Source organism: Spirochaetota bacterium, from assembly GCA_004297825.1.
Taxonomy (GTDB): Bacteria; Spirochaetota; UBA4802; order UBA4802; family UBA5368; genus FW300-bin19.
The window spans coordinates 158498-179122 of sequence record SCSX01000068.1 but is presented as its reverse complement, the minus strand read 5'-3'; the positions used below and the strand labels follow the sequence as shown (position 1 = coordinate 179122).

The following is a 20625-nucleotide window of genomic DNA, read 5'->3' as shown; positions in this document are numbered from 1 at the left end:
GTTTGACGGGAACTGCCGTCCGCATTCGCCGTGTTCCGGTCCCGCGTTCGGGGCGGGAAGCCGGTGGGAAATGAGCGCGGAATGACAGGAGCGAGCGCTCACCCTGTTAAAGGTGCAGCGCTTTCCGTAAAAATTCAACACATTTTTCAAGCGGAACAGGTTCCTGGGCGCCCGTATCCATGCGCTTCGCCATGCAGGTGCCGGATGCCGCTTCCTCGTCGCCTATGATGAGCGCGAACGCCGCACGTTCCCTGTCTGCCTTCTTGAACTGCGCCTTGAAGCCCTTCTGGCCCGGTTCCAGGTCGCACGATATGCCCGCGGCGCGCAGGAGCGACGCCAGGTTTACCGCGCGAACGAGAGAAGCGCCGCCACCGTGCACGATATACGCGTCCAGGCGCGATGCCGGGACCTCACGGTCTTCGATTATAAGCAGGATTCGCTCGATCCCGGCCGCGAATCCCACCGCCGGGGTGGGCTTGCCGCCGAACTGCTCCACGAGGTTGTCGTAGCGCCCGCCGGCAGCGAAGGCGTTCTGTCCGCCCAGGCGCGTGGTCGTGAACTCGAACGTGGTGCGGGTGTAGTAGTCCAGGCCCCGCACCAGCAGGGGGTCTTCCTTAAATGCGATGGAGTTTTGGGTCAGATACTCTTTCACCGCGGCGTGGTGCGTCCTGCATCCCTCGTCCAGGAATTCCGTGATACGGGGCGTATCGGCCTTCAGGGCGACGCATCCCTCTTGTTTGCAGTCCAGGAGACGGAGCGGGTTCGTCTGGAGGCGGCGCACGCAATCCTCGCAGAGCTTATCGGAAAGCCCCTGGTAGTAGGACTTCAGTTCCTTTATGTAGCCGGCGCGGCAGTCGGGGCAGCCGATCGAGTTGACCAGGAGGGTATAATCGGCGATCCCCACGCCTTTCGTGATCGCGTCCATCATCGCGATCGATTCGAAATCATAGTAGGGGTCGGAACTGCCGAAGAACTCGGCGCCGAACTGGTTGAACTGGCGCAGCCTGCCCTTCTGGGGGCGCTCCGCGCGGAACATGGGGCCGCAGTAGAAGAATTTCGCGCTCGAAAGGCGGTTGTACTCGCCGTTGGAGACATAGGCGCGCACCACCGAGGCGGTGCCCTCGGGGCGCAGGGTGAGGCTGCGGCCGCCGCGGTCCTCGAAGGTGAACATTTCCTTCGAGACGATGTCGGTGTCGGTGCCAAGGCCGCGGGCGAAGACGTCGGTGTATTCGAGCACGGGTATGACGATTTCCCGGAAGTTGTGCGCGGCGAAGGCGGCCCGCGCGGTTCCGGTCACGAAGTTCCATTTGTCGATGCGGTCGGGAAAGATGTCCTCTATCCCGGGAGGGTTAACGAGCATGTGAGTCCCCCTGGTATGCGGCCGCGCGCTTCCTGAGAATGCATCCCTCGCGCACGGGCCCGTTGAATGAAAACCGATATACCCCCGCCGGTTCGGCCATGGCAACACTTTTTTCGCCGTCATGGATTTCGGTTACGACGAGGGGCCCGTCATGGACGCGGTCGTCCTGGACGGGATAGATGGCGTCGAGTACGTCGCCGGCGTAGACCGGGTTGAAGGCTTTCATTCGCGCCGTGTGCGTATCGGCCCCCGCCCCCTCCCATGCCGCCATGAAGACGGCATTGTTCACGTAGGGTACCCCGTCGAAGCCCCCTTTCCCGAACTCGTTAAAGAGGTCGGCGGTGTAGGGGCGGTGGCTCACGAGGTCGAGCTCCCGGCGCCAGAAGGGGAGGCGGGCTGCGTAGTCGCCCCCGGCGGCGATGGTGTCGAGCGCGTGGCGGTAGACGCGCGTCACGTTCGCCGCATAATAGAGCGATTTCATGCGTCCCTCGATCTTGAAGGCGCTCACGCCGGCGCGCACGTAGTCGGGAAGGGTTTCGATGAGGCAGAGGTCCTTCGAGGAGAGGATCTCGGTGCCGCGTTCGTGCTCGACGATCTCGAATTCCTCGCCGGGGCGCGATTCCTCGGTGAGGGTGTAGCGCCAGCGGCAGGGGTGCGCGCAGCTTCCGCGGTTGGCGTCGCGTCCCGTCATGTAGCGGCTCAGGAGGCAGCGCCCCGAGTAGGAGACGCAGAGCGCCCCGTGCACGAACATTTCGAGCTCCGCGTCCGTGTGTTCGCGGATGCGCTTCACCTCCTCGAGCGTGACCTCCCGCGCGAGCACGATGCGCGTGACGCCGAGCCCGGTCCAGAATTTGATTGCGAGGTGGTTCAGTGTGGACATCTGCGTCGAAAGATGGATGGGGGCTGATACGCCTTCGTCGCGCACGAGCATGAGCATCCCCGGGTCCGATACCATGAGCGCGTCGAAGGGAAATGCCGCGACCGCGCGCAGGTACTCCCTGGCCGCGGGGATGTCGGATTCATGCAGGAAGGAGTTCAGGAGGAACACGGTCCTCGCGCCGTGCGCGTGCGCGAAGGAGCACGCCTCCTCCATTTCGGCCTGACCGATATTCCCGGCCTGGCTTCGCAGGTTGAAGCCCTCTCCCCCGAAGTACACCTCGTGCGCGCCGTAGCGCACGGCCGCTTTCAATTTTTCCAGGTTTCCGGCCGGGGAGACGAGAAGGGGAAAATTATGCATTCTTTTTTTTCAGGGATATGGGTTTTATCTTTTTCAACACCGACGCCATTTCCCGGCGCTTTTCTTCCAGGTCGAAATGATTCTGGATATTTATCCAGAATTCCGGAGAATTTCCAAAAAATTTCGACAGCCTGAGGGCCGTATCCGCGGTGATGCTCCTTCTTCCGTTAATAATTTCACTGATTCTCGTCTGGTCGATGTGAGTGCCCTTGGCTAGTTTATATGCGGTCAGTCCCATGGGAGTAAGAAAATCCTCCTGCAGAATTTCACCCGGATGAATATTCGGAATCCTTTTCATTATGGTCCCCTTCAGTCAAGCCGCTGCCTGTCGGTGAAACCGTTCTTTATCCCCTTCTGGTAGAAATCCACAGCGCGGTTATGCTCGTCGAGCGTCTTCGAGAAATAGTGCGAGCCGTCGTTGCGCGCCACGAAGAAGAGGAAGTCGTTGTCGGCCGGGTGGAGTGCGGCGAGTATGGATTCACGCCCGGGCGAACATATGGGCGTGGGAGGAAGGCCCTGCACCGTGTAGGTATTGTAGGGCGAGTTCACGGCCAGGTCCGCGAACGTGATGCGCTCGCTCCCGAACTTTTTCACCGCGTAGCGCACGGTGGGGTCGCAGTCGAGCTTCATACCCTTGCGCAGCCTGTTGTGGAACACCGCCGCGACGTGCGCGCGCTCGCGCGGCACCCGCGCCTCCTTCTCCACCAGGGAGGCAAGCACGATGAGCTCGTGAAGTGAGAGCTTGAGTTTTTTCAAGGGCGCGAGCTCGATCCCGTCCATGACCGAGACGAACCGCGCGCTCATCGCGCGGATCACATCCTTGACGTCCGACTCTTCGGCGAAGATGTAGGTGTCGGGGAAGAGGTAGCCCTCGGCTATGGGGGCGCCTATCCGCAGTGAGTCCAGGAACGCGCGGTCCGCGGCATAATGGAGGAATTCCGCCGCGGGGACGACCTCGTATTTCGAGAGCCTTTCGGCGATCATGTACATATTGAAGCCCTCGGGGAAGGTGACCTTGTGTTTTACTACATCGCCGCGCACGAACCTGGAAAGGATCTCGATCGCGGAGGAACCCGCCTGGATGCGGTACTTGCCCTTGCGTATCCCGTCCCGGGCGCCGATCCACGCGAGCAGGGAAAAGAACCGTTCGCTTGTGACGAGGTTGAGCTTGAAAAGCCTTTCCGCGACGTGCGACACGGGCTCCCCGTCCTTGACGTAGAAGGTCTCTTCCTGCATGAGCGCGGGCGGGGAGTTGAAATAGAGAAATATCCCCGCCAGGAGGAACAGGATGCCCGCGATCGCGGCGTATGATGTGCGAAGTCTCATGATGTAAATATCGTTTCCAGGATGCAGGTTACCTGAAACGGTTTCCGGGTCAATTAGAAATAGGGGTGGGGGCGAGAAATTAGAGATTGAAACATGTTAGATTAAAATACTGTAAAGGATTGCTTATAAAAACTCCTCCCCCATGAGGGGGGAGGTCGGGTGGGTGTGGGGCGAAAGTGCAAATCCGTTCTACCTAAATCTGGCACTATAGTCGGCGGTATTTTTCAGGGCCATATATTATCGTTATTAAAAGTAATGCTAATCGATTGCCCCCCGCTCGTCATATCAATGGCGTTAGCGTTTCCGGGGATAGAATCTCCATCATAAATTCCATAAGAATCTCCAGTAGACAGATTAAAGGAATCGTCCAGATCATAGTAGGCGACAATATAATAGTTACCTGGTGCAATAAAATCCGTCATTGTTCCCCCGGTTGTTGTATCCCACCAGGAACCACCAATACATGCGTCGCCTTCATTCGCAGTGAAATCGGTAGTATTCGTGAAAATATCAAAGCTAACATCACCATGGGTGGTTCCAACAGGTGAACCTCCGGTATAGTTAATCGTAACTGTTAATTTATATCCTACTTCATCATCCTTTTTACTTTCCTCCGAAAAACAACCCGCTGCAAAAAACATAGTGCTGATAAGCAATGCCACAATAGTCCTATTCATTTTCCCTCCATATGTAAATTAAATTCAAACCAGCGCTTCGCATGATAAAATGTAATTTTTATAGGTCAATAATGTTTTTATAGTCAGGAAAAATTTCTTACAAAACACGTTGAAATATCAGTATCGATTAAAACGACATACCCAAACATATGAACATGGTTCATTTTGATTGTCCGCCGGATTAACAATCACCTCGCAGCGGGGTTTGCCCATCCGCTCGGCGGCAGTGTTCAGGGCGAGAAGAATATCGGGCCCCATATTTACGCTCGTTCGCAGTATACCCTATCCTCCTGGGGCAAAAGGGTAATGAATCTAAAATAGATACGGTCGAGAAGTGGAAATTAGAAAATTTTTTGGGGAAATTCGCCCCGTGAAGGCGCGAAAACGTTTTCGCGCCTTCACGGGGCTTCAATGTCTTCCATGATTATGCGGTGAATAGTAGTTGACATGTGACATAACCCAAAGTATACTCCAGTACAGGGTGAAAGCATTTTCAGTACCATGATCGGATACCGCATATGAACGTATATCGGACCCAACGCCGTCTCCTGACAGGCTTGCTCGCCTTCGCGCTCGTCCTCGGCATGGGCGCGCAATTCCAGGCCGCCGAGAAAAACGCCATCTACTACAACAAGGTCGCGAAGGAATTCCTGGACAAGGGGGACACCTACCGCGCGATCATTAACTACAAGAACGCGCTAAGGCAGAACGCGCGCTTCAAGGAGGCGCTCCTGGGGCTGGGGCAGGCCTACCTGCTCACGGAGGGCTATGAGGAGGCTCAAAAGCTCTTCACCGAGGTGCTGGCCCTGGACCGGGAAAACCAGGACGCGATGACGGGCATGGGGTTCTCCATGGTGCGCACGGGCAACTATACCGAAGCGCTCAAGTTTTTCGAAAAGGCCGTGGCGCTTGCCGAGGACAACCTGGAGGCCCAGTACGGCATTGCCTTCGTGTATTACCGCATGGACCGCCGCATCTGGGCGAAGCGCAAGCTCGAGGGAATACTCCGCGTGAATCCCTATCACATCCGCTCGCTTCTCCTTACGGCCGAAATCAAGACCGAGGACGGTCGCCTTTCCGAGGCCAAGAAACTGATCGACAAGGCCATCGACGCCGACAGGGACTCGCCTGAGGGGTATGCCGGAGCGGGGAGGATATACTTCAAATTTTATGCGAAGAACGGGGATGGTGATTACCTTGACGACGCTGTGGCCCAATTTGGCAAGGCGGTCGCGCGCGGTCCCGAACATCCGCAGGCGAACCGCTACCTGGGGCATATCTCGTACATGCGCGGCAAGTTCGACAAGGCGCAGCAGTATTACCAGAGGGTTCTCACGGCATGGCCCGAGAACGCGGCGATCCTGTATAACCTGGGTATTTCCTACGAAAAGGCGGGGGATAACGGAAACGCGCTTTCCTCATTTCTGAAGGCGCTGGAGCGCATGCCCTCCGACGACGCACTGCAGGCGAAGGTCGAGGATTTCCTGGTCATGGGCGCCTACAAGATCGGTAACCCGCAGCGGGTGGGCTTTTCGAACGAGCACGTGAAGCGCTCGCTGAAGAAGATGAGGGAAAACCTGAGCGAGGAGGCCATCATGCACCTCCGGCGCGCGCTCTACCTGAACCCCGTGAACCGCGAGGCGCGGGAGAAGCTGCGCGACTATTACGCGACCATGAATTACTACCAGTTTTTCCTGGACGAGATCAAAGAGCTGGCGCGGATATTCCCCGAGGGCGGATTTGAAGATCCCCTGCACATCGCCGTGATAAAGAAAAGGGAACGCCTTTATTTCAGGGAAGGCTACGCCGATGAGCCCGTGACGCGCGACGTGCCGGGGATACTGATCATGAACCTTTCGGCAAACGGGGAGCTTACGGCGCACCCCGACCTGGGCGAGGAGATCGCCAACTACGTCACGTTCGCGCTCGGGCAGTTGGGACGCCAGGACGCGGTGCGCATCAAGCGGCGGATCGAGATTTCGAAAGAGCTCAGGGACGGGGAGGGCTTTACCGGCGACAACCTCGACAAGCTCGCGAAGATGGCGAGGAAGGGCGACATCAAGGGGTTGCGCTACGTGGTGTTCGGCGGGTACCGGGAGGGCGACGGGTTCATCTCCGGGAATTTCCGCGTCATGGACTTCAAGACCGGCGTGATAATCGACGAGTTCGCGCTGCGCGAGAGCGGCAAGGACAACCTCTCCCGCCTGGCGATGCGCGCGGCGAACCGGATATACGCTGCCGTCCCCTACGAGGGGAGAATTCTCAAGCTTAACGAAGAGAGCGTGGTCGTCAACCTGGGGCTCTTCGACGGGCTCAAGGCGGGCGATTACCTTACGACATTTAGGTACGAGCCGTCGGCGAACTCGGACAAGATCAACATGAAGCGCAAGATCCTGTTCACGGTGGCGGAGGCCGATACGCTGGTCTCCTCCGCGAAGCCGCAGATGCTCGCCGACCTTGAGCGCGTGGACGTGAACGACACCATTTACCCGCTCAAGAAGCGCCGCGCGAAGATGATAAAATAGCGAATCAGCGTCCCGGGATCTCTTTTATGGGACCGGGACCGAAAAGGCTGTCCGCTTTTTCAAGAAGCTTCGCGGCCTTCACGTCGTCCCCCATGAAACGGTACACGTCCGCCAGCAGGAAATACATCTCCCTGTTGCCCGGGTTGAGCTCCAGCGCCGTCTCCGCGTTTATAATCGTCTGCTCGAGCATGTATTTCCTTCGCGGGGAGAACCGTTGTGCGAAATAGAGGTATCCCGAATGGACGTACGCCTTTTCAAGGTCCGGGCGTATCTCCTTCACGCGGTCCAGGGTCAGGATCGCGGCCTCCGGGTCCCCTGCGCGCCGGTAGAGCTCCACGATGTGGAAAAAGGCGTCCAGGTGCGCGGGGCTTTTTCCGACCGCCTGTGTGTACAGAGCGAGCGCTTCAATCGTGTTGCCCTTCTTCTCCTCAGCCGCCCCCATCGCGACGAGCCTGTCGCCCTCGGCCTTTCCCAGCCGCGCGCATACCTCGAAATGCTCGGACGCCTTCGCCGAATCATGGAGCGCCGCATAGTATCGCACGAGGTTGATGCGCGCGTGGAGATGTGAGGGGTCCGCGCCGATCGCCGCCATGTAGTGATGAAAGGCCGCGGGATAATCGGCGAAAAATTCCTTCAGCTCTCCCGCCGCGTTTTGGACGTCGGGCTGGCGGGGATCGGCGGCGATCGAGCGGGAAAGGTATTCGAGCGCCGTGCGCTTTTCGTTCCTTTTCAGGTAAATGGCGGCGACGCGGTTGAGCGCGGCGGTTTCATGGGGCCGACGGTCCAGCACGCGCGCGTAGTTTTCGAGCGCGAAACCGTACTGTTCCGCGGCGAATTGCTTCTCGGCCTTCTTCATGTAGTAGGACCAGCCCTCATCCGCGATGAGGCCCCCGGCCAGGTAAATAAAGAACAAGGCTCCGAAAAATATTATTGACTTTTGGGGCATGATTTTTTAAGAGTATGCATCCTCAGTGGTCAGGTAGCTCAGTCGGTAGAGCAGAGGACTGAAAATCCTCGTGTCGGCGGTTCGACTCCGTCCCTGACCACATTACTAAACTTCCCGTTCGTTCCGCAGCCCGCATCCCTGATGAGTCCCGCGTATCGGCGTCCTGCGACTCCTCTCCGTGGCAAATTCTTTTCCTTTTGGAATAGCACTAAAGCTATAATGAACCGCTATAAAGGACAACCCGGTGCACGGTAATATCAGTACCGCCGCGATCCTTTATTACTTTATGAGACAGCGGGTGATCTCCCCGATGTACATCCGGTGATAGTCTTTCTGAGGATAGTTATCCTCGATTTCCGGATTCAGGAAATTGCCCGGGTCTATGTCCTGGAAGTAGAGCTTCGTGCACTCGATCACGAGGCGCGCCTCCGCGAAATACAGGGGGCCCGCCGCGGGACCCTGCACCGTGAGCCCGGTTTCGGCGGCCTTGTTGACGTCGCGCCCCGAGCGCGAACCGCAGAAGTTGAGGGTGCTGCGGTACGATTCCTCGAAGAACGAAAGCGTGAAGGCAGTGCTGCGCTCCATAAATTCCCACGTGTAGCGCGACGGCCGGATGAAGCAGAAGCATACCGGCTTGTTCCACAATACGCCCAGCCCGCCCCACGAGGCGGTCATGGTATTCCAGGAGTCGGCCGTGCCCGCGGTGACCAGCATCCAGTCCGTGCCTATGAGGGTGAAGGGATTGTCGGTGATGGCGGAGGGTGGAATTTCCCTGAAGCTTTTAGTCATGACGTTCTCCGTTCCTGGTTGGTATCTATTGAAGAGCCCGTTCGGCTGATAACCGGGGCGTATTCGCTATTTTTTTCCGCCGTTGGCCCGGCGGATCATTTCCACCAGCCACCGGTGTATCGGCGCCATGTCGCGAAATCTTTCGAGGCAGAAATCGGTGAACCTGTCCGTGAAAAGTTCCGCCGGGATTTTGCCGTTGTAGCCGGCGTACATGCCGTTGTTTATGAGGAACTCGGCGTTGGGGTGGGCCGGGTCATAGCCGTGCGGCACCTTCTTGTAATGCTCTCCCCCGATATAGTACCCCTTCGCGCGGACCTTTTTCGCCGCCTTCGCGAGCGCGGCGCCGTGCTCGCGGTGAACGACCGAATCCCTGTATTCCTTGAGCACGTCCCTGGAAAATTCATATGCCCCGGCGCCGAGCATGATGCCGTCGGCTTCGAGCTGGAGATAGTACCCTGAACATTCCATGCGGGAGCGCTCGCCCTCCCAGAACCAGAGCCCCAGGTGGGTTTTCAGGGGCGTCTTGTCCCTGCTGAACCGGACGTCGCGATGGATCTTGAATATGGACTGGTTCACACGGGGATCGGCAATGATGCCCGGGGAGATGCCCGCCAGTGCGCCGCCCATGTCCCTGACGAACTCCCGGGCCGGGTTCATTACGAAGTTTTCATACTCCTCCCGGTGTTTTTCGAACCATGCCTTGCTGTTGTTCTTCCCGAGATCCCGGTAGAACTTGATTATCTCGCGGGGAAATCCGCCATAGGTAGTGGTCATGACGACTCCTGTAAAGATGCGTTCCGGCGCGGTTTCGACGAAAAACCGCCCTGCCCTAAGAAACTGTATGTACATTTAACAGCGCGGGGGATGCAATGCAATAATATTTTATAGCGGCGCGCACTCTACGGGGCGGTCAGGGGAGACCGTCCGGAAAACGGGCCGCGGATCGAGGAGGTTGCGGATGACGGCACTGTATACACTGGGCGGGCTCCTGGTTCTGGCCGCATTGACGGTATGTCTCAAGCTTATCCGGCTCGCGCGCGGCAGGAAGCGGGCGCTCGCCGAGATCGCGGGAACGCGCATCGAATCGCTTGCACATTATGGCGCAGTGAAGGAATGCGCGGTGCTCCCGTTGCTGGACTTTCACGCCGCGCGGCCCGGACTTAAAACCGAGCCCGGCGTATCCTGCCTCGTGAAGGCGGGTGCGCTCAGGATACTCATGGACACCGGTTACAACGCGGCGGGGGAACACCCGTCGCCCCTTCTCGACAATATGAAGGCACTCGGTGTGGATCCGGAGGCGCTTGATATGATATTCATAAGCCATGCGCACCTGGACCACCTGGGCGGCATGAAGGAACAGCGAACCCGTACGTTCAGCATATCCCGGGGGAAGGTGAAACTGGGCAAGATACCCGTGTTCGCGCCCGTGGACATCCGGCCGTCGGCGTACAACCCGGGACCGGTGACGCAGGTGGTGAGCTGGCCGCAGTCGCTCGCCCCGGGGGTGATAAGCATCGGGGCAATTCCGCGCGAGCTCTTCCTCATGGGCCCGGTCCGCGAACAGTCGCTCGCGGTACACGTCAAGGGAAAGGGCATTGCGCTGATAATCGGCTGCGGCCACCAGACGATCGAGCGCATCGTCGAGCGGGCCCGCCTTCTGTTCAGGGAGCCGGTGTTCGCCGTTATCGGGGGGCTGCATTTCCCGGTGCGGGGGGGACGGGTTCGCCTGGGGCCGCTGAATATCCAGAAGCTGGTGGGAAGCGATCTCCCCCCGTGGAGGGGCCTGTCCGAGGCGGACGTCGAGAAGGCGATCGTCCTCCTCAAGTCCCTTGGTCTTAAAGTGCTCGCCCTCTCGCCACACGACAGCTCAGACTGGGCGCTCGGGCGGTTCAGGGACGAGTTCCCTGGCGTATTCCGCACGCTCAGCGTCGGGGAAGAAATCCGGCTTTAATAAAAACCGGCGTTGACAAAATATTGTTGTATGCTATACTCCGGGTGCGGTTGCCTGCACCCGGGTGCCCGCGCGGCCTTCTCGCCGCACGGTAACGCCCCTCGTCCCCGCCCTCGATCCCCCTTTCTAGGCAGCCCCAGTGACGGTATCGTCCCGCGAATTCAGGAACACATACGGAACGCCGCCGGCGCGAACGCGAGACGCGAACAGGAAGCAATAAAAAGAAAGAAGGAGGCTCCTCCATGAGTGACGCGTACGAAGGTAAACCGTGGCTTAAGCATTTCGATCCAAAGGTGGCTCCCGCGTTGAGCTATGAAGAAAAGACGTTCGCCGAGATGTTCGCGGAGACCGTCAAAAAGTTCCCCGATAAGACCGCGCTCATCTATATGGGGGCGAAGCTCAGTTACACCCAGGTAGACGAGGTATCGAACAGGCTTGCGAATTTTCTTATCAAGAGCGGGCTCAAGCCCGGCGAAGTGGTCGGCCTGCACCTCCCGAATATCCCGGCGCACTATGTAGCGATAATAGCGGTTCAGAAGGCCGGGTGCGTGTCCACGGGCCTGTCGCCCCTGCTCACGGCGCACGAGATGGAGCACCAGTTGAAGGATTCCGGGACCAGGCTCGTGTTCACACTGGACCTGCTCTACCCGAAGCTCGCGGAGGTCGCCGCAAGCGCCCCCTTCACCACGGTCGTGGTTTCCAGGATCGCCGATTTTCTGCCGGGCGTCAAGAGGGTCCTGGGTACGCTCCTGAAAAAGATACCCACGGGACCGGTGACGCCGCTTCCGGGGAAAACGGTACTGCGCTTCATGGACGCGATCAAGAGCGTTCCCGCGAGCCCGGTGATGGTGAAACGCGGATGGAACGACATGATGTTCATGATGTACACGGGCGGGACCACGGGACCGGCAAAGGGCGCCATGCTCACGCAGAAAAGCTATATGAGCAACCGCATACAGGTGCTCGCCTGGCTGGACATCAAGTCCTCCGATATCGCGCTTTCCGCGTTTCCGCTGTTCCATATCGCGGGCCTCGCGCTGGGAGGTTTCACGATAACCCAGGGCACGACGGTCATATGCGTCCCGAATCCGCGTGACTCGCATTTTCTCATCAACGCGCTCAAGACCTATAAACCTACGCTGATGGTAAACGTGCCCACGGTCTATTTCGAGCTGTTGAAGAGGCCCGATTTCCGGGCTCTCCAACTCAGGGGACATCTCAACTGGTGTCTCTCGGCCGCGGCGCCGTTCCCCGCCGAATACATCAAAGACCTGGAGTCGATAATCGGCGAGGGAAATTTTATAGAGCTCTACGGCATGACCGAGACGAGCCCGGTGACCTTTTGCAACCCGCGCTATGGAAAGAAAAGAGCGGGATCGATCGGCCTTCCGATATCGGATACTGACGTGAAGCTTATCGACCCCGAGACCGGACAGCACGCGAAGCTTGGCGAGACCGGCGAGCTAGCCATCCGCGGGCCGCAGGTCATGTCGGGCTACTTCCAGCAGCCGGGGGAAACGGCCAATGCCGTGCGCGACGGGTGGATGTACACCGGCGACGTGGCGAAAATGGACGAGGACGGATATTTCTACATCGTCGACAGGGTGAAGGACATGGTGATCGTTTCGGGGTTCAAGGTCTTCACCAGGGAACTCGACGACGTGCTCGCGAAGCACCCGGACGTGGAGATGGGCGCCTCGATAGGCATGCCCGACCCGGAGCGCCCGGGATCGGAGCGGGTGGGCTGCGCGATCGTGCTGCGGCCGGGGATAGAAAAAAACCAGGCCGAGAAGGAAAAGATCATCGGCTACCTGAAGGAGAACGTCGCGCCGTACAAGGTGCCCAGGGTGATCCAGTTCATGGACCAGCTTCCCACGAGCGGCGTGGGCAAGATACTAAAGCGCGAAATCAGGAAGCTCATGGTAGAGAACTGATTCATTTTGACGTGCCAAATACCCGGGGCCGGGTGTATCGGTCAATAAGCGGAACGAGCGCGTTCATCGCGAGAATCGAAAAGCTTACCCCCTCCGGGAACCCGCTCCATAACCGAATAACGCAGGTGATCACGCCGCAGCCGATCCCCATGAGCACCTTGCCCTTCGCGGTTATCGGCGAGGTGACCGTGTCGGTCGCCATGAAGATGGCCCCCAGGAAAAGGCCCCCCGAAAGCAGGTGGTAGAGCACGGCGCGTCCCACGTACGGAAACGCGCCCGCGGCAAAGTAGATACCCATGAATGCCGCGACTGTGGCGATGAAGGCGAACGGGATGTGCCAGGTTATGATGCGCTTGTACAACAGGAACAGGCCCCCCGCCAGAAGCAGGACCGCCGAGGTCTCGCCGATACACCCCCCGGTATTTCCCAGGAACTGGGACAGCAGCATGTCGTTTGAGAAGAGCGTCGCGTAAAGGCCGTCAAGCGGGACATTCATCCCGGTAAAAACCCCGGGCATCTCCTTGAGGGCTGCCAGCGGCGTCGCCATGGTAATGGCGTCGAATGCCTCCCCGGAAAGCCCCGCCGCGTTCATGACGCCGTCCGCGAGCACATTGCCGTCGCCGAAGCTGTGCCATGAGGCGGTCATGTAGACCGGCCATACGCCCAGAAGGAACACGCGCCCCGCGAGGGCCGGGTTGAAGATGTTGAACCCGAGACCGCCGAATACCTGCTTTGCGACGATCACCGCGAACACGGAGCCCGTCACGGCCAGCCAGACGGGGGCCTGGGGCGGCATGCACATCGCGAGCAGGAGCCCCGTGATCGCGGCCGAGCCGTCCAGGGACGCGAAATTTTTTCTCAACGCATAGCGGTAGGCGGCCTCCGCCGCGACTGCGGCGCCCACGGAACACAGCATCACCAGGAGCGCGTGCGTCCCGAAAAGGAAGACCGAGTACGCCGCGGCGGGCGCCAGCGCCAGGACCACCACCCACATGATGAAGGCCACCGACTGGTCCGATCTGATATGCGGCGCGCCCGAAAGCGCGGGGGAGATGGTCTGCTTCTCTTCTGCCATGGCGGTTCCGTCCGGGGCTGTTATGTATTTTTCCGGCGTAATTTTTCCTGCGCCAACCTGATAAACTGGTTGTTGGGCCTGCGGGCCGGGCAGATATACGCGCACGATCCGCACATGATGCAATCGAACGGCCGAAGCGTTTCGGCGATATCGAACCGTTCCTTCTCGATCGCCTTGCCGAGCATGTTAGGGAGAATGCCCGCCGGACAGGCCGCGACGCATCGCCCGCAGCGTATGCAGGGCAGGTAGTCCACACTTCCCGGCGTTTCGCGCGCGGCGAGGAAGAGGATTCCGGAGGTCCCCTTGGTTACGGGCACCTCAAGCGAATCAAGTGCGGTCCCGCACAGGGGGCCGCCCATGATCACCTTCGCGGGTTTCCCGGTGAGGCCGCCGCATTCCTCGACCAGGTCCGCAATGCGCGTGCCTATGCGTACCTTGTAATTTCCGGGATTCCCGATGCAGCCCCCGGTTACGGTCACATAGCGCTCGTAGAGCGGCTTATCGAACATGACCGCCTCGTAGACGGCGTAGACGGTTCCCACGTTCTGCACGACCGCCCCCGCGTCCATGGGGAGCCCGCCCGAGGGAACCTGCCGGCCCAGCGCGCCGTAAATGAGCTGCCTTTCTCCGCCCTGGGGATAGCGCGTCTTGAACACCTTCACCTGTATGGATTCGGGGGGTCCGATTCTCCCTATGGCCGTCCTGAGCGCCGCAGCCGCCGCGGGCTTATTGTCTTCGATCCCGATAATCGCCGAGGCGATCCCGAGCGCCTTCAGCAGCATGCGCACACCGGTTATAATCTGCTCGGGGTGACTTCTCATGAGCATGTCGTCCGCCGTGAGATACGGCGAGCTTTCGGCCCCGTTCACGATCAGGGTGTCGATAGGCTTGTTTTTGGGCGGCTGGAGCTTGACGTGTGTGGGAAACGCGGCGCCGCCCAGGCCTACGATGCCGGCAGCGGCGATCTTCGAAACGATCATTTCACCGGTACCGGCTTCCCACGCGGGGGTTTCGTCCCTCCGGGACGACCTGAACGAACCCTGAAGCTCTATCAGTACACACTCCGTGTCCCGGGCATACACCGTGGGGTGCTTGCCGACATCCAGGACCCTTCCAGGGATCGATGCGTGCACGTGCGCGCTCAGGAGCCCGTCGGCCTCGCCAATCATCTGTCCCTGTATGACATTTTCGCCCGGGGCGACAATAACCCGCGCAGGCCTGCCCGCATGCTGCTGCATGGGGATGTAGCAAATCTGGGGAATCGAGAGGTTTTGAAAGGAAACGCCTTCCGTAAGATGCTTGTTTTCCGGGGGATTAATTCCCCCGGAGAAGCTGAGACGCATCATGGGTCATCCCTTGGTCGAGTATATCTCGTCCTTGATCGGGAGCTCCTTGCGAAGGTTCTTGATGTAGGGGAACAGTTCCCCGGCATCGGTGTACATGTCGCATTCGTCCATGATTCTACGGGCGACGGTGAAATACTTGTACAGCTTCTCTTCACCCGAGCGTTTTACCCATTTTTTTTTGAGACATCTCACCCTGAGTACATACCGGTCCGGTTCGGACTCATACTGCCGGATTACGATGCAATTGAGACAATTCGCGCAGAATATCTTTTCTTTTACCATTGGGTACCTTCGTTTTTACTGATGGAAGACAGGGTTCTCTGTCAGAGCCGCCCGGAGGCGCCGGGCACGACCCATCGGGGCTCGGCCGTCCCACAAGCTGCAATCATTAGAGTATCGTCCGGCAGCGTCAAGAATATTTTAGTGTGAGTACGGCCAAATGGAAGAAATTTAACGTTTGATGCCGGAATTTTCTTTACAAACTGGTTCGTATGCATATTACGGAGACATATCCGCCGCCCCGGGTTCTCCTGCCCCTCCCGGCGGAAATCGCATACAAAAAGGACAACATAATGAAGGTTTTGCTTATCAATCCGCCCTATCCTTTCGAGGAATCGCCCACGCCGCCGTTCGGCCTCATGTCGCTGGCGGCCTATCTTCTCCGGGAAGGCGTAGAGGTAATAATCGAGGATTATATCATACAGCCCTATTCCCGCGATCGGGTCAAAAAGGTGCTCGCCGATTTCAAGCCGGACGTGGTGGGAGCGACCGCGGTAACCATGAACGTCAAGAAGGCCCTTTCCATACTGAAAGAATATAAGGAAGTAACCCCCGGGATAGTTACCGTGATGGGCGGACCGCACGTCACCTTTGACGCGGAGAACATTTTGAAAACCGGGTTCATCGATTGCGTCGTGCGCGGTGAGGGCGAAATAACCTTCACCGAGCTGCTGACCGCGCTGAACGCGAAAAAGGGACCGGCGGGCATTCCGGGAATATCCTATCGCGAAGGGAACGCGGTGCTCCAAAACGAGGACAGGCCCCTTATTCCCGACATCAACGTGCTTCCGCTGCCGGCACGCCATCTCGTCGCGCTCGGCAAGTACCGTGCGATGGGTTTCTCCATCAATATGGTCACCTCGCGCGGTTGCCCGCATAACTGCATCTTCTGCGTGGGGCGGCGCATGGTGGGCAGCAAGGTGCGCTATTTCGACGTGAACCGCGTGGTGGACGAGTTCGAGATGCTTTCGAAGATGAGCTTCCACCAGATCAACGTCGTGGACGACCTGTTCACGGCGAACAAGGCGCGCTGCATGGCTATTTGCGATGAAATGATCAGGAGGGGAATCAGCCATATCTGGGGCGCGTTCGCGCGCGTCGATACGGTATCGGAGGATTTACTGAAAAAGCTGAAAGAGGCGAACTGCACGACGCTGTGCTTCGGCATAGAGAGCGGGAACCAGGAGATACTCGACCGCGTAAAGAAAAAGACCACGCTCGAGAAATGCCGCAGGGCGGCCGAAATGTGCAAGGAGGTGGGTATCGATCCCATGACCTCCTACATTCTGGGCCTGCCCGGCGAGACTGCCGAGACCGTCAGCAAGACGCTCGAATTCGCGGCGCAGTTGTCCGCCAACTACGGCTTCCACATCCTGGCCCCCTTTCCCGGCACCGAGGTGAGGGAAAAAGCCGCGGACTACGGAATGCGCGTGCTTTCGGACGACTGGGACCTGTACGACGCGAACCAGTCGGTGTGCCACGCCGGCGGAATCTCCCCCGAGGAGATAGACCGCATCGTAAACGAATTCAACTCGTCGATACACAGGTACGTGGCCGATATCGCGCCGCGCAAGGCGAAGGGAGAGACCCTCACCGACAGGGACGAGGAGATACTCAGAAGCATCGAGACGTTCGTGTTCAACCGGAAGATCATACTCGAGGAGCTGGTCGAGGCCTATCCGGGGGTGACCAACGGCGCGTCGCGCGACGAGGTTATGAAGAATTTCACCGAATACCTGAACGCAAAAACGGGCAGCACGAAGGAGTTTATCGGGGGCGAGCTCGGGAGGCTGGTCAGATTAGGGTGCCTGGACGTGCAGAGCGTTCCGACGGGTTCCACCGTGAGGTGGAGCTGACAAGGGGTGCGGCGGGTCATTCCTCCATTAACGAGGCGGGGCGGGGGATCCGGATGAAAAACCGGGTCCCCTTTCCGTATTCGGATTCGAACCATATCTGTCCCCGGTGCGTCTCCTCGATGATCCTCCTGGCGACATACAGCCCGATTCCCGATTCGGTTTTGATTTTGTAGGACGATTTCGTGGTGAAGTAAGGGGCGAACACCTTCTTCCTGTCCTCCGCCCTCATCCCCGTACCGTTATCGGCGATCTCCACGAGACTGGTGCCGGTTTCCTGCACCAGTCTCACGCTGATACGCGGCTCGAAGGAGCGCCGCTCTTCCTCCCCCATCCGGAATCCCTTCTTCTGCACGATCGATTCGTAACTGTTATCGATGAGGTCGTAGAGCACCTCGACGAGCTGCATCCTGATCCCGAACAGGGTCGCATACGGCGCGCTTTCCACCGCGAGGGGCAGATCGGCGACGTCGTGCTTGATCCGCACGAGGTCCGCGGCGGTCCGCAGGAGTTCGTCGAAGGTAACGGAGGAAAACTGGTCGGCGTCCTTCCCCATGCTCGCGAAGCTCAGGATGCCCTGTATGACCGCGTCGGTGCGCTTTACGTTGTCGATGAGCGAGTCCCCGAGCTCCTTCAGGTATTCCAGCGCGGCTTCCAACTCGGGCTCGCGCTTCATGAGCTCCCGCTTCGTTTCGGTAAGCTCGGCGATTTCGAGCTGCATCTCGCGTGTGGCGAGAGAAAAGTGGTTGAGGCGGTTCTTGATCTGGTGCGCGACGCCCTCCGCCATTCCCCCGATGAAGGCCAGTTTCTCGGCCTGGAAAAGCCGCTCCTGCACCGTCTTGATATCCTCGACGTAAAGGCAATTCTCGACCGCAAGCGCCGCCTGGTGTGAAAGTATTTCGAAGGTGCGCACGTCGTCCCTGGTGTAATAGGACTTGTTGAGCTTTTTTCCGATGAGCATGAATCCCAGGAGGTCGCCCTCCCAGAAGGTGGGGACGACCAGGTGCACCTCGCGGGGAAACCGATGCGCGAGAAAGTGGTTCACCTCTTCGAAGACCAGGGGCTTCATTTTATCTACGAGCTCCGCGACAAGGGGATCATCCCTGCTGAAGGGGGCGATCCCTGAAAGGAATTCCCTGTTGGCGTGGGCCCTGAGCCGGTAACAATCCTCCGTCCGCGCCCTGAGAAAAATCGCGGTAAATTCTGCCTTCACGGCGCGCTTGACCCCGTACGCGATGAGCTTGAGGAGCTTGTCCAGGTCGTGCTCGCGCACGATGCTCTTGGCTGCATTGAGCAGGATATGCTGATAGCTTCTCTGCTTGGCCATGAGCACGCCCTCCGCCTTCCCCTGGATGTAGCGCTGGATGAAGGGGCCCGCGAGGGTGAGCGCGAAGAGCGAGAGGAATGCCGATATGCCGAATCCGCCGTGCAGCCCGATCCACAGGGGTATGCCCAGCACCGGCGCGTACACGAGGAGGAAGATTCCCGCCCGGGTGAGGACGATGCGCACGTCCAGGAGCCGGTACCGTATTATGGCATAGGCGATTATGATCACGTATACGCTCACCAGGATATTCGCGTAGGGCGGAATATCGTACCCGTACCACATGGGCCAATTTGAGCACCCGCCCAGGAACCCCACAATGGCCGAGACCAGGGTGTATCGGACCTGCTCCCGTCTCACGCCATGAAGGGTGCGCACGCTCCGTATAAGCCAGTACGACCCGTACACGCACTGCCAGAACCAGAATGCCAGGTAGGCGTGAAAGAGCGGCAGGGGCGTGGGCCAGAATCCCAAACCGAACCGCGGCTCCACTGAATCGTACAGCTGCGAGGCCAGGTTGAGCGCGCAGAAAATCAGGTTGACCGCGTAGTAGGCGTGGAGCTCCCGCCTCCGGGTGCGGTAATTTCCCGTGAAGCTGTACACCAGATGGAGAAAGGTTACGTTGACGAACACGATCCCGGTGAAGAGCACCTTGAACCAGGAGTGCGCGGTGCCGGCATCGGGGGCGATCTGCCACAAAAAGTAGCCCAGGCTGTAAAGTGCGATGCTTCCGTTCGCGTAGGCGAAACTCCTGTTCTGCGCGTTTCGCGGGTTATGCGACAGGACGAAGAGCCCCAGGACGGCGCTGGTCAGAAAATTCACAAGCCCGGTTATCGCCAGGAAGGACATCTATTATTTCCCGGACCTCTCCAATACGAAAAACAGGATGATATTCGTTTCCTCTTCCCGGATGACCGAAACGCGGGAAGCCTGGACCCCGCTCGCCTCGATGAGCGCGCGCACCCCGGCCTCGTCCCGGAGGTGAAAGGTCCAGTCGCACCACCAGTCGGGCGCGAGGGGCCGATAATTTCTTGAATCCTTGTGGGCGATCACGAGCTTTCCGCCTTCGTTCAACAGGTCAAAGAGGAAATGGATGAGCTGCCGTAATATATCGTCCGGCAGGTAATCCGCCAGGCCGATCGAATACACCAGGTCCTTCCCCCGGAGCTCCGTGCCGCACTGATCGGGATCTTTTATATACTCGTACGCGCTGTGATTGAGAAACTCGAAGGTGATGTTCGCGGGAAGGCCCGCGAGCGCCTTGCGTGAAAAGGCGAGCGCGTCGGGATCGCGGTCCACCAGGGTGAACGCCGCCTGGCCCGTGAATTGGGGCGGGCTGTCCCTGAATAACTCGAGGATTTCCCTGGACGAGCCGCAGGCGAGGTTGAGAATTTCAATGCGCGGCAGGGTTGACGACCCGATATACTCGTAGAGAAATTCCTTCATTGCGTTTTTACGGCCCCGCACCGCGCGGGCGTAATCGTCCATGAGGAACCGCCGGTCGATGCAGCGCCCGAACCCGCTCGAGAGGGGCCGGTTTTCGTACACTATTTCGATAATCCCGTAGTCCCCCGCGTAGCCGCCCGGTTTCAGGAACGCGTGCTTGACGATCTGTGAGCCCGCTGCCAGGGGAATGGCGCGCTCGCGGAACAGGCTTTTCAGCGCCTGCATCGCCGCGGGATCGTCCACGAGGACTTCGATCCGTCCGCACTCCGCGAGCATGTCATCGGAGGCGCGTATGAACTCTTCACTGGCCTCGTCGGGATCGCGGTTTTCGTGTTCAACCTGGGCGGCGATTTTTTCAAGGTGTGAGAAATACGCGGCCGCGGTGACGCGCCAGAATTTCTCCACCAGCGCGCGCTTTCCCGGATCATGCAATCCGTCCAGTATCCGCACGAGCTTTTCGTCCCGCTTCGATATCCTGCTTTGATCGCTATTATTCACACAAGTCTCCGTACGGGGTAGTATTCATCACAGTCCGTAAAGCACTGCCTTATGTACGA

Annotated in this window: 17 protein-coding genes and 1 tRNA gene; 5 read left to right on the top strand and 13 right to left on the bottom strand. The window is 58.9% G+C overall.

Going from position 1 to position 20625, the window contains the following annotated elements; all coding sequences use genetic code 11:
• Positions 1 to 106 precede the first annotated feature (106 nt).
• The 5 genes from EPN93_14635 to EPN93_14615 form a co-directional block, all read right to left on the bottom strand.
• A complete protein-coding gene (locus EPN93_14635) occupies positions 107 to 1483 on the bottom strand; it encodes a histidine--tRNA ligase (GenBank protein TAL33265.1) in 1377 nt (458 codons plus the stop codon).
• A complete protein-coding gene (locus tag EPN93_14630) occupies positions 1350 to 2597 on the bottom strand; it encodes a U32 family peptidase (protein ID TAL33264.1) in 1248 nt (415 codons plus the stop codon). The genes EPN93_14635 and EPN93_14630 overlap by 134 nt, the downstream gene beginning before the upstream one ends.
• Positions 2590 to 2898, bottom strand: coding sequence for an addiction module antidote protein, HigA family (gene higA / locus EPN93_14625; GenBank protein ID TAL33263.1), 309 nt, complete (start codon positions 2896 to 2898; stop codon positions 2590 to 2592). Before higA ends, EPN93_14630 begins: the two co-directional genes overlap by 8 nt.
• Positions 2899 to 2906: 8 nt before the next feature.
• A complete protein-coding gene (gene mltG / locus EPN93_14620; GenBank protein ID TAL33262.1) occupies positions 2907 to 3923 on the bottom strand; it encodes an endolytic transglycosylase MltG in 1017 nt (338 codons plus the stop codon).
• A 224-nt stretch (positions 3924 to 4147) separates the two neighbouring features.
• Complete coding sequence (locus EPN93_14615; protein ID TAL33261.1) at positions 4148 to 4600, bottom strand: hypothetical protein; 453 nt, start codon at positions 4598 to 4600, stop codon at positions 4148 to 4150.
• 518 nt (positions 4601 to 5118) lie between these two features.
• On the opposite strand from EPN93_14615, the gene EPN93_14610 reads away from it, so the two are divergent.
• Positions 5119 to 7125 (top strand): tetratricopeptide repeat protein, encoded by a 2007-nt coding sequence (locus EPN93_14610; GenBank protein ID TAL33260.1) that lies wholly within the window; start codon positions 5119 to 5121, stop codon positions 7123 to 7125.
• 4 nt (positions 7126 to 7129) lie between these two features.
• Here EPN93_14610 and EPN93_14605 read toward each other — a convergent pair whose 3' ends face one another.
• The gene (locus EPN93_14605; GenBank protein TAL33259.1) at positions 7130 to 8071 is read right to left on the bottom strand and encodes a tetratricopeptide repeat protein; all 942 of its coding nucleotides are present in this window, start codon (positions 8069 to 8071) and stop codon (positions 7130 to 7132) included.
• Positions 8072 to 8098: 27 nt separating this feature from the next.
• On the opposite strand from EPN93_14605, the gene EPN93_14600 reads away from it, so the two are divergent.
• Positions 8099 to 8171, top strand: a tRNA-Phe gene (locus EPN93_14600).
• Between the two features lie 179 nt (positions 8172 to 8350).
• On the opposite strand, the gene EPN93_14595 is transcribed toward EPN93_14600, so the two are convergent.
• The gene (locus EPN93_14595) at positions 8351 to 8860 is read right to left on the bottom strand and encodes a flavin reductase family protein (GenBank protein ID TAL33258.1); all 510 of its coding nucleotides are present in this window, start codon (positions 8858 to 8860) and stop codon (positions 8351 to 8353) included.
• A gap of 66 nt (positions 8861 to 8926) precedes the next feature.
• Complete coding sequence (locus tag EPN93_14590) at positions 8927 to 9709, bottom strand: DUF2461 domain-containing protein (protein TAL33257.1); 783 nt, start codon at positions 9707 to 9709, stop codon at positions 8927 to 8929.
• A gap of 109 nt (positions 9710 to 9818) precedes the next feature.
• Between EPN93_14590 and EPN93_14585 the strand changes: the two genes are divergently transcribed.
• Both EPN93_14585 and EPN93_14580 read left to right on the top strand, forming a co-directional pair.
• Complete coding sequence (locus EPN93_14585) at positions 9819 to 10811, top strand: MBL fold metallo-hydrolase (GenBank protein ID TAL33256.1); 993 nt, start codon at positions 9819 to 9821, stop codon at positions 10809 to 10811.
• Between the two features lie 242 nt (positions 10812 to 11053).
• Entirely contained in the window at positions 11054 to 12745 is a 1692-nt protein-coding gene (locus EPN93_14580; protein TAL33255.1) for an AMP-dependent synthetase, read from the top strand.
• A 1-nt stretch (position 12746) separates the two neighbouring features.
• On the opposite strand, the gene EPN93_14575 is transcribed toward EPN93_14580, so the two are convergent.
• From EPN93_14575 to EPN93_14565, 3 genes are read right to left on the bottom strand one after another with little or no spacing between them, the layout of a single operon-like run.
• A complete protein-coding gene (locus tag EPN93_14575; GenBank protein TAL33254.1) occupies positions 12747 to 13820 on the bottom strand; it encodes an RnfABCDGE type electron transport complex subunit D in 1074 nt (357 codons plus the stop codon).
• 20 nt (positions 13821 to 13840) lie between these two features.
• Positions 13841 to 15166 carry an electron transport complex subunit RsxC gene (gene rsxC, locus EPN93_14570; GenBank protein ID TAL33253.1) on the bottom strand — a complete coding sequence of 442 codons (1326 nt, stop codon included), beginning with the start codon at positions 15164 to 15166 and terminating at the stop codon, positions 13841 to 13843.
• Between the two features lie 3 nt (positions 15167 to 15169).
• The gene (locus EPN93_14565; protein TAL33252.1) at positions 15170 to 15448 is read right to left on the bottom strand and encodes a hypothetical protein; all 279 of its coding nucleotides are present in this window, start codon (positions 15446 to 15448) and stop codon (positions 15170 to 15172) included.
• 209 nt (positions 15449 to 15657) lie between these two features.
• On the opposite strand from EPN93_14565, the gene EPN93_14560 reads away from it, so the two are divergent.
• Positions 15658 to 17301 carry a B12-binding domain-containing radical SAM protein gene (locus tag EPN93_14560; GenBank protein TAL33251.1) on the top strand — a complete coding sequence of 548 codons (1644 nt, stop codon included), beginning with the start codon at positions 15658 to 15660 and terminating at the stop codon, positions 17299 to 17301.
• Positions 17302 to 17317: 16 nt separating this feature from the next.
• Here EPN93_14560 and EPN93_14555 read toward each other — a convergent pair whose 3' ends face one another.
• Positions 17318 to 19471: a GAF domain-containing protein gene (locus tag EPN93_14555; protein TAL33250.1), complete on the bottom strand. Its 2154-nt coding sequence runs from the start codon at positions 19469 to 19471 to the stop codon at positions 17318 to 17320.
• A 3-nt stretch (positions 19472 to 19474) separates the two neighbouring features.
• A complete protein-coding gene (locus EPN93_14550) occupies positions 19475 to 20566 on the bottom strand; it encodes a class I SAM-dependent methyltransferase (GenBank protein ID TAL33249.1) in 1092 nt (363 codons plus the stop codon).
• Positions 20567 to 20625: the final 59 nt, after the last annotated feature.